This is a genomic window from Microbulbifer maximicatervae (SeqCode) (assembly GCF_052467325.1).
This window is the reverse complement of the sequence record NZ_CP174310.1, coordinates 1,928,536-1,942,098: the sequence shown is the minus strand read 5'-3', so window position 1 is coordinate 1,942,098 and position 13,563 is coordinate 1,928,536. Positions and strand designations below refer to the sequence as shown.

The 13,563-nt window shown below is 50.6% G+C and carries 10 protein-coding genes; 7 read left to right on the top strand and 3 right to left on the bottom strand.

The features are described 5' to 3' along the window. Nucleotides 1-97: 97 nt before the first annotated feature. The 3 genes from lon (at nt 98) to ACJJIE_RS08750 (ending at nt 5,034) form a co-directional block, all read left to right on the top strand. On the top strand, nt 98-2,503 hold the full coding sequence (gene lon, locus ACJJIE_RS08760) for an endopeptidase La (protein WP_444894324.1): 2,406 nt from the start codon (nt 98-100) through the stop codon (nt 2,501-2,503). Nucleotides 2,504-2,702: 199 nt separating this feature from the next. Beyond that, complete coding sequence (gene hbs, locus ACJJIE_RS08755; RefSeq protein WP_282933428.1) at nt 2,703-3,032, top strand: non-specific DNA-binding protein Hbs; 330 nt, start codon at nt 2,703-2,705, stop codon at nt 3,030-3,032. 118 nt (nt 3,033-3,150) lie between these two features. Next, complete coding sequence (locus ACJJIE_RS08750) at nt 3,151-5,034, top strand: SurA N-terminal domain-containing protein (RefSeq protein WP_444894323.1); 1,884 nt, start codon at nt 3,151-3,153, stop codon at nt 5,032-5,034. Nucleotides 5,035-5,112: 78 nt separating this feature from the next. Here ACJJIE_RS08750 and ACJJIE_RS08745 read toward each other — a convergent pair whose 3' ends face one another. Both ACJJIE_RS08745 and gloB read right to left on the bottom strand, forming a co-directional pair. Beyond that, complete coding sequence (locus ACJJIE_RS08745; protein ID WP_444894322.1) at nt 5,113-6,675, bottom strand: LysM peptidoglycan-binding domain-containing protein; 1,563 nt, start codon at nt 6,673-6,675, stop codon at nt 5,113-5,115. A gap of 194 nt (nt 6,676-6,869) precedes the next feature. Beyond that, nucleotides 6,870-7,649 (bottom strand): hydroxyacylglutathione hydrolase, encoded by a 780-nt coding sequence (gloB, locus tag ACJJIE_RS08740; protein WP_444894321.1) that lies wholly within the window; start codon nt 7,647-7,649, stop codon nt 6,870-6,872. A gap of 161 nt (nt 7,650-7,810) precedes the next feature. On the opposite strand from gloB, the gene ACJJIE_RS08735 reads away from it, so the two are divergent. Genes ACJJIE_RS08735 through dnaQ form a run of 3 tightly spaced genes read left to right on the top strand, consistent with a single transcriptional unit; the run spans nt 7,811 to nt 9,819 of the window. Then, nucleotides 7,811-8,599, top strand: a complete 789-nt coding sequence (locus ACJJIE_RS08735) for a class I SAM-dependent methyltransferase (RefSeq protein ID WP_444894320.1) — start codon at nt 7,811-7,813, stop codon at nt 8,597-8,599. A gap of 42 nt (nt 8,600-8,641) precedes the next feature. Continuing rightward, nucleotides 8,642-9,079 (top strand): ribonuclease HI, encoded by a 438-nt coding sequence (gene rnhA / locus ACJJIE_RS08730; protein WP_282933423.1) that lies wholly within the window; start codon nt 8,642-8,644, stop codon nt 9,077-9,079. 14 nt (nt 9,080-9,093) lie between these two features. Beyond that, a complete protein-coding gene (gene dnaQ / locus ACJJIE_RS08725; protein WP_444894319.1) occupies nt 9,094-9,819 on the top strand; it encodes a DNA polymerase III subunit epsilon in 726 nt (241 codons plus the stop codon). A gap of 116 nt (nt 9,820-9,935) precedes the next feature. Here dnaQ and nhaB read toward each other — a convergent pair whose 3' ends face one another. After that, nucleotides 9,936-11,471, bottom strand: coding sequence for a sodium/proton antiporter NhaB (nhaB, locus tag ACJJIE_RS08720; protein WP_444894757.1), 1,536 nt, complete (start codon nt 11,469-11,471; stop codon nt 9,936-9,938). A gap of 381 nt (nt 11,472-11,852) precedes the next feature. On the opposite strand from nhaB, the gene ACJJIE_RS08715 reads away from it, so the two are divergent. Continuing rightward, complete coding sequence (locus ACJJIE_RS08715) at nt 11,853-13,559, top strand: FimL-related protein (RefSeq protein WP_413665183.1); 1,707 nt, start codon at nt 11,853-11,855, stop codon at nt 13,557-13,559. Nucleotides 13,560-13,563 lie beyond the last annotated feature (4 nt).

Sequence of the window (13,563 nt, the reverse complement as noted above, 5' to 3'; positions counted from 1 at the left end):
CTAGCATCTGAAGGGCGGTGGCCCAGGTTAAGCTGTCAATTCCAACAGCAGCATGATGCCGCGCCAAATACCCAGTGATAGGGCCGAGAGGAGTTCTATGGATCAGTCATCCGACACCACACTTGAATATCCGTTGTTGCCATTGCGCGATGTTGTTGTTTACCCCCATATGGTGATCCCGCTTTTTGTCGGCAGGGAAAAGTCCATAGAGGCCCTGGAAGAGGCCATGCGCAGGGATAAGCAGGTATTGCTTGTGGCGCAGCGAAAGGCATCTGAGGATGACCCAGGTGCAGACGATATCTATCGCGTGGGCACTATTGCCAGTGTCTTGCAGTTACTCAAACTCCCCGATGGCACTGTGAAGGTGCTAGTAGAAGGGGGGGAGCGCGTAAATATCCACGAAGTGATGGAGAGGGAGAACCATTTCGAGGCAACCGTTTCGCCGATGGAAACGCAGGAGTTGCCGGAAGGCGAAGCAGATGCCCTTGTGCGCTCTGTGATGTCTCAGTTTGAACAGTACGTTTCTGTAAGTAAGAAAGTCCCCAATGAGGTTATTACCTCTCTGTCGGGAATTGATGAGCCTGGCCGTTTGGCAGATACCATTTCTGCACATATGTCCCTTGAGCTGGCTCAGAAGCAAGAGCTTCTGGAGACTCTCAGTGTTAAAGAGCGTTTGGAGCATTTGCTGGGCCTTATGGATGCTGAAATCGACCTGATTCAGGTGGAAAAACGCATTCGTGGGCGTGTGAAAAAGCAGATGGAGAAAAGCCAACGCGAGTATTATCTCAATGAGCAGATGAAGGCGATTCAAAAAGAATTGGGCGAGATCACCGAAGAGCCCAATGAAATTGAAGAGCTGGAAAACAAAATTGCCGAATCCGGCATGAGTGCGGAGGCAGAGAAGAAAACCCGCGCTGAGCTGGCTAAATTGAAAATGATGTCGCCTATGTCTGCGGAAGCTTCGGTTTTACGCAGTTATATCGACTGGATGTTGAGCCTGCCCTGGAAAAAAGCCAGCCGGGTGAGACACGATTTGGTTAAGGCCGAGGAAATTCTCGAGAAAGAACACTACGGCTTGGAAGAGGTTAAAGAGCGGATTCTTGAATACCTCGCAGTGCAGAAGCGAGTGAAGAAAGTGAAAGGGCCGATCTTATGTTTGGTTGGTCCTCCCGGGGTGGGTAAAACCTCCCTCGGTCAATCTATTGCTAGAGCAACAAATCGTCAGTATGTGCGTATGGCCCTGGGGGGCGTTCGCGATGAAGCTGAGATTCGCGGGCATCGACGCACTTATATTGGCTCACTGCCGGGCAAGCTGATTCAGAAAATTTCGAAAGTTGGAGTGAAGAATCCCCTGTTCCTGCTCGACGAAGTCGACAAAATGGGGATGGATCAGCGCGGCGATCCCGCCTCAGCGCTTCTTGAGGTTTTGGATCCAGAGCAGAATAAAACCTTTAATGACCACTATTTGGAAGTGGACTATGACCTTTCCGATGTGATGTTTGTCTGCACCTCTAACTCGATGAATATTCCAGGTCCATTGCTGGACCGTATGGAAGTTATTCGAATCCCCGGTTATACCGAGGACGAAAAACTGAATATTGCACAGCGCTATCTTGTGCCGAAGCAGCGTAAAGCCAACGGTCTTAAAGATGATGAGCTGGATCTCTCCGATGACAGTATTCGAGATATTGTCCGCTACTACACCCGTGAAGCGGGTGTGCGTGGCCTGGATCGGGAGATTGCCAAGATCTGTCGCAAGGTAGTAACCGAGCACGTTCGCAATCCTTCAGAGAGGAAGGCTGTAATACAGCCAGAGCAACTTGAAGAGCTTCTCGGTGTTCGCAAGTTTGATTTTGGCCGTGCAGAGGAAGAGGACAAAATCGGAATTGTTACCGGTCTCGCCTGGACCGAGGTGGGTGGTGAGCTTCTTAACATTGAGGCTTCAGCTGTGCCGGGTAAAGGACGCATGATCAAAACCGGCTCCCTCGGCGATGTTATGCAGGAGTCTATTCAGGCGGCCTTGACGGTTGTGCGTTCTCGCTCCCAGGCACTGGGAATAGGTCCGGACTTCCACGAGACCCGGGATATTCATATCCACGTGCCTGAAGGTGCCACCCCCAAAGATGGCCCTTCGGCGGGTATTGCCATGTGCACCGCTTTGGTGTCTGTGTTAACGGATATTCCCGTTCGCTCAGATGTGGCGATGACAGGAGAAATTACTCTGCGTGGAGAAGTTTTAAGAATTGGTGGTCTTAAAGAAAAGTTATTGGCAGCGCATCGGGGCGGTATAAAAACTGTACTGATTCCTGCTGATAATGAGCGAGATCTGAAGGATATTCCCGATAATATTCTTCAGGATTTGGTAGTTAGGCCCGTCAAGTGGATCGATCAGGTACTTGAGCTGGCGCTCGAGCACAAGCCTGAATCCCTGTCTGATGAAGAGTATTCCGCCTTACAAAAAAAGGCAGAGGAGCGCTCGCAGCGCGGAATCCAAACTCACTGACTCTTGTAATGGGGTGACTTTTGTCGCCCCTTTACAACTTACAAGGCCAAAACTTCGCCAATCAGGCTGTCTGCGCTGCTTGAAAAGTGTGCATCTGCCCGGAAACCCGCATGGTTCCTTGACCCGCTTCTGGGCAGTTGGTATAAAACGGGGCTTATTGCCCGGCGCGTAAATTGCCGAAGGCTAAAAAATTTAAAGTATGGGTGTCTCTTGTAGATCACCCGAAGCATATTTAAAAAGAACAGAGGGATTAAGCGTGAATAAGTCCGAACTGATTGAAGCAATTGCCGCATCTGCAGATATTCCAAAAGCAGCAGCTGGCCGTGCTTTGGACGCAATGGTTGATAGCATCACTGATGCCCTGAAAAAAGGTGATCAAGTTGCCCTCGTTGGCTTCGGTACCTTTGCTGTGAAAGAGCGTGCAGCTCGTACTGGTCGCAATCCTCGCACTGGCGATCCCATTGAAATCGCTGCGGCAAAAATTCCTAACTTCAAGGCCGGTAAAGCCCTGAAAGACGCTGTAAACTAAGTTTTCAGCAGGCTTTGAGACTTTGTAAAAGAGTCTGATTGTCAAAGAGGCGTGTCAGTTGGGATACGCCTTTTTTGTATCTGATAGCAGTTAAAACAATTAATTTTCGGAGCTGAGCATGCTTCAGTCCATGCGTGACAACCTGAAAGGGACAGCCGCGATTATTGTCGCAGCCTTTTTCGGTTTTATTATGGTCATTGGGGGAATTGATTTCTTCACCGGTGCCAGTGGAGGTGCTGCCGATGCGGTAGCCGAGGTTAATGGCGAAAAAATTACAAACTTGGATTTGCAACGCGCAATTCAAAATCGCCGCAATATGATCATTAGTCAGTACGGCGAAGATGTGCCCGCTGATTTAATCAGCGATGAGCAGTTGCGTGAGCCAGTTTTACGCCAGTTGGTTTCCAGTGCTGTGATGCGCCAAGCCGCCCAGGACAGCGGTATGGTGATGAGCTCTGCGGCGGTCGACAGAGCGATCGTGGGAATCCCGGCTTTTCAGGTGAACGGCAGTTTTGATCCGCAGATGTATCGCGATGCTTTGCGTCGTATGGGGTATAGCCCCGCAGGCTTCCGCCAGATTATGGAAAATGATATGGCGTTGGAGCAGTATGCAAACAGTGTGGTTGAAAGTGCTTTTACTACCCAGGCGGATGCAGAACAAATTGTTGCGGCCTCTATGGAAGAGCGTGATTTTGATTACGTGGTGATGCCTGTTGAAGGCCTGCTAGCAGAGACTCAGGTTTCAGATGCTGAGGTAGAACAGTACTACCAAGAGAATCAAGGGCAATACCAGCGTCCAGAGCAGGTGGCGGTTGAGTATATCGAGCTAACTCCTGGAGTATTTGCCGGTAACATTGATATTTCTGAAAGTGATGTTCGCGCTCAGTACGAGCAAGAGCTGACAGGATTCGAATCGAAACTTCGCCGTCGCGCTGCACATATTTTGCTTGAAGAAGCTGACGCAGAAAAGATTGCTGAGATTCAGAGCAAACTGGATGCCGGCGAAGATTTTGCCGAGTTGGCAAAGACTTACTCCCAAGACGTAGGCTCTGCGGAGGAAGGTGGTGAGTTGGGTTACACCACGGGTGATGTATTCCCAGAGGCATTCGAGCAGGCCTTGGCCGCGCTTGAAGTGGGTCAGGTTTCTGCTCCAGTGACCACCGATAGTGGAACTCACTTTATCAAGCTGTTGGAAGTAGAGCAGAGTGAACCGCCGAGCTTTGAAGAGCAAAAAGTGGCGATCGAAAAGCGACTGCGGTCATCTGTTGCCGAGCGAGAGTTTGTTGATGCCTTGTCCCGTCTTGCCGATCTGGCATACAACGCGGATAGCCTGGCTGAGCCCGCTGAAGAGTTGGGTGTTCCCCTGAAGACTGCCGATCTGTTTTCGCGCGAGAGCGCATCTGGCGTGCTTTCTAACGGGCAGGTTATCGAGGCTGCCTTCTCTGTGGAAGTGAAGGAGGATGGCAATACTTCAGATGTGATCAACCTGAACAATGAGCACTCTGTCGTTTTGCGGGTCACCGACTCTAAGCCCGCAGGTACCTACCCTCTGGAAGAGGTTCGCCAGCAAATTGTTGACCGTTTGAAGCGTGATAAGGCCAGTGAGCAGTTGGCTAAGCAAGCGGAAGAGCTGAAAGAGAAACTCGCTACTGGTACTAGTTTTGCGGAACTGGTGGAAGCGCAAGGTTTAACCCTGGAGACCAGTGATAAAACTCGTCGCGGTGGTTTTGCTCAGCGCGGCGAGATTAATGCCAAGGCATTTGCATTGCCTGCACCATCTGCTGGCAAAGATGAAGTGACCAGCTTCGCTACAAATAATGGTGATCTGGTAGTTCTCGATCTGCGCAGCGTGCGCCCGGGCGAACTGTCCAAGCAGAGCAAAGAGCAGCGTCAGGCACTGATGCAGCAATTGGCCTCTGTAAATGGTGGGGCTGAGTTAGCAGCAATCCAGCGCTACTTGTCCGATCAGGCAAAAATCGACCTGACCTCTTCTGCCGAGTAACGGTTGTTATCGAGCCATAAAAAAACCCGGCAATTGCCGGGTTTTTTTATGGCTAACTCCTGTAGGGAAGTGCGCGCTTTAAGTGTTGCTGGCACTATCCACAAATAAGGTTAAGCGCTGTCCGGGTTGTAAATACTTGGACTTGTTTATTTTATTCCAGCGGAGAATATCATCGATTTCGATACTGAATTTATTGGCTATCCGATATAGAGAGTCACCGCTGCGTACCCGATAAGAAACTTTGCGGGTAGTGCGGTTGTTCTCTGATGCTGCGGGGGAGCCGTTGTAAGCTACCAGGGTGCGTCCAGGGCGCAGGGTGTCTCCCGGTGCCATGCTGTTCCAGCTGGCCAGTTGCTTTACGGTCACATCCAGCTTGCGTGAAATCCCCCAAAGGCTGTCGCCAGGGCGTACAGTGTAATTAACTTTCTGGCCCTTGCCGGAAGACTGCTTGCGTTTAACTCGCTGATCGAGTGCGTAGGCATACTGTCCTGCAGGGCCCGATGCGCTGGGGATTAACAGTGTTTTACCGGCGCGAATATTATTGTTCCGCAGTTTGTTTATCTCGCGTATAGCTCCCACGGTGGTCTGGTAGCGGCGAGCGATAGTGGAAAGGGTGTCGCCTCGGGCAATGGTGTAGCGCTGCCAGCTCACCCTCTCTTCCTTGGGAAGTTGTGCCAGGGCGTTCTCAAACTTTTCCTGGGTCTCTATTGGAATCAGTAGTTGGTGGTTTCCGTTGGGGTCGGTTGCCCAGCGGTTATAGCCTGGGTTCAGTAGGTACAGCTCTTCAATCTCAATTTCTGCAAGTTCTGCAGCTTGGGCCAGATCGATCTGACTGCCTACATCGACACGGGCGTAGTAGGGTTTGTTGGCGACGTCATGTAGCGGAATCTTGTAGTGGTCGGGGCGGGATATTACCTCTGCCAGTGCTAATAGCTGGGGCACGTAGCTTCTGGTTTCCCGAGGCAGTTTAAGGTCCCAATAACTGGTGCCGAGCCCACTGCGGCGATTTCTTTCTACGGCTCTGCGAACTGTGCCTTCGCCGGCGTTGTACGCGGCCAGTGCCAGCTCCCAGTCCCCGTCAAAGCGATCGTGGAGGTAATTGAAATACTTTGCTGCGGCCTGGGTGGATTCGTGGACATCGCGGCGGCCGTCGTACCACCAGTTTTGTTCAAGTCCAAATGAGCGCCCGGTGGCCGGGATAAACTGCCACATTCCGGAGGCTCGGGCATGGGAGTAAGCAAAGGGGTCGTAGGCGCTCTCGACAATGGGGAGCAGTGCCAGCTCCAAGGGAAGGTTTGCCTGTTCCAGCTGTTCGGCAACATGGAAAATATAACGGCGGGAGCGCTCGCTTACACGAGCCATATAGCCCTCATTACGGGCAAAGTAAGCAATATATTCCTTTACCTTAGGGTCACCGGTGCGATGGTCCATGGCGAACCCCTGGCGCAGTCGGGCCCAAATATCCACCGGAGGTTGGGCGGCCTTTGTAGGCTCGTGTTTTTTTACAACGGGATCACTCGCGACAGAGGTTTCCTCTGCAGGGATATTTTCAGTTTCAGGCGTAGGCCCCTGTTCCGGCAATTGCGAGCAGGCTCCTACCGTAGCAGCTAATAATGCTACGGCAAAATTCTTGTGAACCATGTGTGATATCCGCGAGTCTTCTTTTAATTCATCCCGACGCATTTCAGAACAATTATTGGTAAAGCATCAGGCATTTGGTCAATTACTTTTGATTCTAATTAAGCAAATTAGTTTCGGTCAATATCGTTGGTTAAAAAGCATACAAATTGTTAGTTTGTTATCCAGTTTGAGAGGAGTTTAGGCGAAGTTGGGGCTTAGAAGTTATCCTTCCAGTCGCGTAAGCTTGTAAAAACGGCTACATCATCATTTTCGGGAAATGGATCGGTTTGAAGGTGGGCCACAGCCTGTCTGACATCCGGATATGCGCAGCGAAGAAATGGGTTGGTGTCCAATTCCAGAGCGATAGTTGAAGGTAGGGTTGGCTTGTTATCCGACCGCAATACCGCACACTGGGAAATCCTTTTTTCAATAGCTTGGTTTTTGGGTTCTACCGCTTGAGCAAACTTTAGGTTAGCGAGCGTGTACTCATGTGCCGGATATACTAAGGTTGCAGGGCGTAACTGGCTGAGCTTGTGCAGCGAATGATACATCTGCTCAGGGCTACCTTCGAATAACCTGCCACAACCTGCAGAAAAGAGAGTGTCACCGCAAAAAAGGTGTAATTGTTCCTTGGCTGCCCCTGTGGTTTCATACAAAACCAAAGCCAAGTGGTCTAGAGTGTGCCCCGGTACGGCGTATATTTGGAGGGGCATGCCGAGGATTTGCAGGGAATCGCCACCGGCAATTGGGTGCGTGACGCCAGGTATGTCTTCTGGGCCGTAAATGGGGCAATGATATTGATTGGAAAGCTGCTTGATGCCACCAGTGTGATCATAGTGGTGGTGAGTGATAAGAATGCCATTAAGTTTATTCCCCTGAAGAGCCTTTTCAACAGGCGCTGAATCACCAGGATCGACCACCCAGTGCTGACCATCCTGTTGCAGGTGCCAGATATAGTTGTCATTAAAGGCGGGGATTGGCGTAATGGATAGCATAATCGGATCGTCTTTTCACTGAATGGAAGAACAATATCACGGAAGGTGAATACTCGTGTGATCTGTTACATATGGGCCGATTTGCTTAGAGTAAGGTTTTGGCGGGATCACCCGAGTGTAAAATTAAAAAAAGCGCACTCGACTCAATCTATGGAGATATGATGACCGGAAAGTTCAGACCTGGTAATGATGAGGACTTATCCCCTCTTGGCAAGGTTTGTCCGGCGCTGTCCCATTGGTTTTCAAGTTCATTGGGTGAGGAAATTCTCTCGCAACAACTGGCATTGGCCCAGCCCCTGGTAGAGGGCTTTTTCGGTTACCACCTTCTCCAGGCCAGTGTGACCCATTCTGTCGATTTTGCAGCCTCTAGTCGTATCAATCATCGTTTTCGATTGGGGGCGACAGCGGAGCAGGATGGGGCTGCAATAGTCGAGTTTGAGCAATTACCACTTCCTTCCGATTCTATTGATGTAGTACTGCTGCATCACCTGCTGGATTTCTCCAGTCACCCTCACCAGATTCTGCGGGAAGCGGCCAGGGTTTTGATACCCGGCGGTCACATGCTGTTAATCGGTTTTAACCCGTTTTCCTTGCTGGGCTTGTCTCGTCTGCTGTTTTCCAGGGGGGCCTACCAGCGCGGAAATCAACTGCGGGCCGCCCGAATTGCCGACTGGATGAATCTGTTGGACCTGCAAGCCGACAGGATAGATCGCGGGTTTTTCCGCTTGCCATTACAGCAGAAGGAGTTGTTATCCAAAACTGCCTGGATGGAGCGCTTCGGCTCCCGCTTGCACTTGCCTTGGGGGGGCTTTTACATCATAGTCGCCCGCAAAGAAGTGGCACGTGTTCGCACCATTAAAATTAATTGGCGGGCCGAGAGAAAACCCGCTCTGGTTGCCACCCCGTCGAGCCCTCGCGTTGCAGCACGCGGGAAGCATCATAAGCGCTGATTTCATTTAAAATCGGCCTCATATCTACTTTTGGCGTAAGTTTTGAAACAAATTACTATCTATACAGATGGCGCTTGTCGCGGCAATCCTGGTCCTGGCGGCTGGGGTGCCTTGTTGGTTTATGGTGAGCGGGAGAAAGAGCTGTTTGGTGGTGAGGCACATACTACCAACAATCGCATGGAGCTGCTGGCTGCGATAAAAGCCCTGGAGGCTCTTAAACAGCCGTGCAAAATTGATTTGCATACTGACTCCCAGTATCTACGCCAGGGGATTACTGGGTGGATTAATAATTGGAAAAAGAATGGCTGGAAGACAGCGAGTAAAAAACCTGTAAAGAATGCAGACTTGTGGCGTCAGCTGGATGAGAGCGTCGCTCAGCATGAAGTGCAGTGGCACTGGGTAAAAGGCCATGCGGGTCACCCGGGTAATGAGCGGGCTGACCAGTTGGCAAATCGCGGTGTCGATGAGCTGGAGTCCTGAAGGGGAAATTACACATGCGTCAAGTAGTTCTCGATACAGAGACAACAGGTCTCGACCCCAAAAGCGGTCATCGGATCATTGAAATTGGTTGTGTGGAGTTGGTTAACCGAAAGTTGACTGGCCGCCATTACCACCAGTACATCAATCCTCAGCGACAAGTGGAAGATGGGGCTATTGAGGTCCATGGAATTACTAATGAATTCCTGGCGGACAAACCCGTATTCGCTCAGATCGCCGATGAATTTATGACCTTCTGTGAAGGTGCAGAGCTGGTTATTCACAACGCGCCCTTCGATGTCGGTTTTATTGATGCTGAGCTGAGGCTGCTGGGTAATCCGCGCTGGCGCAATGTCAATGCGCATTGTGGGGTTTTGGATACCCTGACAATGGCCCGGGAAAAGCACCCCGGGCAGAAAAACAATCTGGACGCCCTTTGTAAGCGCTACTTTGTCGATAACTCCCAGCGGGATTTGCACGGCGCATTGCTGGATGCGGAGATTCTTGCCGACGTCTACCTGATGATGACCGGTGGCCAAACCGATTTGGTGTTGGCACAGGGTGATTCCTCGGAAGGGGAGGAAGGTAAGAAGGCGGAAAATGATGCGGCGGGTGAAGCCATTCGTCGCCTATCGGCAGATCGCGCGCCCCTGCTAGTAGCGCGTGCTACGCCACAGGAAGCTGAAGCGCATCAATCGATGCTAGGATTGCTGGAGAAATCAGCGGGCAAACACTTCTGGTAGCACATCAATGAAGAGGTGTTTTCTTTAATCTTGATGTTTATTGCGCTTTTCTTTTTCTGGATGGGTGGGAATTATCAATCCCCACCCATCCAGATAGTCTCTTATACAAGCTCTCTTTAGATCGCGTAGACCACGCAAATCAAAGCAACAATACTCAGTACGATGGTGTAGGGCAGAGCCATGATCACCATGCGGCCATAAGATAGGCGTATGAGAGGTGCCAGGGCCGATGTTAGCAGGAACAAAAATGCAGCTTGTCCATTGGGAGTGGCAACGCTGGGTAGGTTGGTTCCGGTATTGATGGCAATGGCCAGCTTGTCAAAATGTTCTCGGGTAATGTCACCTGCGGTGAGGGCAGCTTTAACTTCGTTAATGTAAACCGTTGCCACAAAAACATTGTCGCTAATCATCGACAAAATACCGTTTGCTAGGAATAGCAATCCTGGCTGCTGTTCGGGCTTTTGTGCGAGGACGAAGTTGGTTACTGGCTCGAATAGGTGCTGCTGGTGGATCACTGCAACAATTGCGAAGAAAACCACGAGCAGTGCAGTAAATGGCAGCGCCTCTTCAAATGCGTGACCGATTCTAGCTTCTTGAACAACGCCGTTAAACGAGGTCAGAAGTACAATAATCATCAGGCCAATGATACCGACTTCGGCAACATGAAATGCCAGGGCAAATACCAGAACCACAGCGACAATACCCTGAATCCACAGCTCGGCAACCTGTGCAGAGGTACGCTTTTTCTCTTCCTCTTTGGAAAAATTAACCAGCACTTCACGTACGGCACTAGGGAGCTGGGCTCCGTAGCCAAACCTTTTGATTTTCTCCAAAAAGAAACAAGTAGCTAGGCCGGCAAAGAATGTTGGAATAGTTACTGGAGCCATCTGCAGGAAAAACTGTACAAATTCCCATCCGGCTTTCTCAGCGATCAGTAGGTTTTGCGGTTCTCCAACCAAGGTGCAAACACCACCGAGAGCAGTACCTACAGCGCCATGCATAATCAGGCTGCGAAGGTAGGCTCGAAACTGGTCCAGGTCCTCGCGGTGATACTCTACGACATGCTCATCGTTGGAGTGGTCGTGGTCATGGTGGTGGTGTGGCTGCTGGGAGGCGACCCGGTGATAGACCGAGTAAAAGCCTACGGCAACCGCAATCAGGACAGCGGTTACGGTCAAGGCATCTAAGAATGCTGACAGCACTGCGGAGACAGCACAGAAAAGTAATGACAGCAGTGATTTTGATTTCACATTAATCAAAATTTTAGTGAATACATACAGAAGCAGGCTCTTCATAAAGTAAATGCCGGCCACCATAAACATAAGCAGCAGAATAACTTCGATATTCTCAACTACCTCGTGGTAGACGGCATCGGTACTTGTCATACCCATCAATACGGCTTCAATTGCGATCAGTCCGCCGGGTTGAAGTGGGTAACACTTCAGGGCCATCGCCAGGGTAAAAATGAATTCTGCAATAAGGACCCAGCCTGTTACAAAAGGCCCCGATACATACAGTATTAATGGGTTGAGAAGCAAAAAGGCGGCTATGGTCAATTTGTACCAATCAGGCGCTTCGCCGAGAAAATTTTCGGCAAAGGCGCGACCAAATCCGCCGCCGGATGCCGCAATGGTGTTGTTGTAAGTGTTCATCATTTACTTCCTTGGTTAACCCATTGGTGTGGGTCAAAATGGAATCTTTGGGAATCGGCGGTGTATGCGAAATAGATACCTGAGCTCAATTATCGCTGCGTGCTTCCCCGGGTTTATTGTGCACAGATTGATTGGTTTTTGTTCTTTAACACAAAAAAACGTACAGCTTTAAACTTGAAAGTAGCAAACGCTACTGGGTTTTCTGGAAAATTCAAGTAATTTAGGGGCTTCAGCCCCGTCGCTAGGTTATTTGTCGATTATTCGGTGGAAATTGTTTGGCGAAAGGTGGACTCTTTTATTTATTGGGGTAAATTGCCCTTAATGAGGCCAGAATCATCCTGATCTGGTTGTTTTTTGTTCGATTATAGGAAGAATGCAGCGGTGCAGCCAAAGACTGAATTGCGCAAGATCAATATCACTTCTGTCAATGTAGTGAAGGATGAGCTGGTAGCTACCATCGATAATGCCGCCTCACACTTGGATAAATTTGCCGCGGATACTTCCCAAAAGCAGGCTCTCGAACAGAGCTTGGCTGCACTCAGGCAGGTTAGTGGAGTATTGCAGATGGTGCAGCTCCAGGCAGCTGAGCTCCTCGCCCAAGAGAAAATCAAAGCGCTTACAGAGGTGTTAGAGGAGAGACAGAGCGCCTCAGAAGAACTGATGGAGGCGCTGGGCACAGGTTTTTACGTAATGGGACGCTACTTGGATTTTGTCCAAAGTCGTGCCATTGCCCGTCCAGAATTGCTGATTCCCTATATCAATAATTTGCGCGCGGCCCGGTCCCAGCCCCCTGTGCCGGAAAGTCATTTTTTCCGTTGTAACTTGGAGGGGGCTGTGCCTGGTGCAGGGGCTTCTGCGGTAATGTCGGAAGACTTGAATAGCTTTGTTCGCCGATTCCGTCATATGTACCAGGTTGGTTTGTTGGCTCTGTTGCGTGGTAAACCTCGGGGCCCAGCGTACACGATGATGTCTCGCGCCCTTGAGAGAATCGCAAGCATCACCATGGGGCGCCCAAACGGGCGTTTATGGGTGGTAGCAGGGGCGGCACTTGCAGGAATGGCCTCCCAGGAAATGCGCATCAGTCGATCCCGGGTGATGGTTTTCAGTATGTTTGATCGCTGGCTGCGAGCATTACAAAAAGAGTGTGATACAGCTTTAGATCAGCCTGCGCCACCGATTTTGCTGAAAGAGTGCCTCTATTGGCTGACTCTTTCCAAGCCCGAGGGCTTTGGTGGCAAGTTGCTGGAAGCCTTCTCCGCAGAGGCTCTTGATTACAGTGAAGAGGAGTTAGAGAGGGAGCGAGCCACCCTTGGGGGCCCTGGCGCCACGGCAATTACCGCAGTTGCTAACGCCTTGGAGGAAGAGTTGTCCGGTGTGCGCCGAATGTTGGATGACGCTGAGTTAATTGGTACTACTACCTTGGATGCAGAAGATGGCCTCGCTTCTTCTCTACAGAGAGTGGCCGGTACCTTGCAGATGCTCAATTTTAAGCGGGTTGGAGAGAGTTTGCGCAGCGCGGTTGCGGAATACCAGAGTGCCTCTGGCGCGGGCGGTTCCATAGCTGACAGCGCACTGCAGAAACTGACAGGCCAGGTGTTGATGGTCGATAGCACGGTAAGGGCTCTCAAGCAGAGCACTTCTATTGATCTGGATGAATACGGTCATGCGGATATTGCCTTTGAGCACAGCCAGTTGGCAGAAGCGGAAGTGGCTGTACTTAAAGAGGCCGAAGCCGGTTTGGCGTTGATTAAGAGAGCGCTAGCGGCCTATGCAGAGTCCGACTTTGATCATGGCCATATTCGCAATGTTTCCACTACTTTGAACTCAGTGCGCGGAGGCTTGATTGTTCTCAACTTAAGTAGAGCGGCGGCCGTAGTTGAAGGTTTGCTGAACTTTGTTGAGACTGTTATCGACCGCCATGATGCCGGTCCTGAAGTAGAGCAATCTTTGCATATTTTTGCCGATGCGATTATCAGCCTTGAGTACTATCTGGGAGAGGTAAAGCTGCATAGGCAAGCAGATATTCAATCCCTCAGTCTCGCTATCGAAAGCTTGACTGCTCTGGGTTATCCCGTTGAGGCCGCATAATTAA

What these genes read in the sequence shown, in the direction of transcription:
- lon (WP_444894324.1), top strand. Translation starts at nt 98, where the DNA reads ATGGATCAGTCATCCGACACCACACTTGAATATCCGTTGTTGCCATTG.
- hbs (WP_282933428.1), top strand. Translation starts at nt 2,703, where the DNA reads ATGGGTGTCTCTTGTAGATCACCCGAAGCATATTTAAAAAGAACAGAG.
- ACJJIE_RS08750 (WP_444894323.1), top strand. Translation starts at nt 3,151, where the DNA reads ATGCTTCAGTCCATGCGTGACAACCTGAAAGGGACAGCCGCGATTATT.
- ACJJIE_RS08745 (WP_444894322.1), bottom strand. Translation starts at nt 6,675, where the DNA reads ATGGTTCACAAGAATTTTGCCGTAGCATTATTAGCTGCTACGGTAGGA.
- gloB (WP_444894321.1), bottom strand. Translation starts at nt 7,649, where the DNA reads ATGCTATCCATTACGCCAATCCCCGCCTTTAATGACAACTATATCTGG.
- ACJJIE_RS08735 (WP_444894320.1), top strand. Translation starts at nt 7,811, where the DNA reads ATGACCGGAAAGTTCAGACCTGGTAATGATGAGGACTTATCCCCTCTT.
- dnaQ (WP_444894319.1), top strand. Translation starts at nt 9,094, where the DNA reads ATGCGTCAAGTAGTTCTCGATACAGAGACAACAGGTCTCGACCCCAAA.
- nhaB (WP_444894757.1), bottom strand. Translation starts at nt 11,471, where the DNA reads ATGAACACTTACAACAACACCATTGCGGCATCCGGCGGCGGATTTGGT.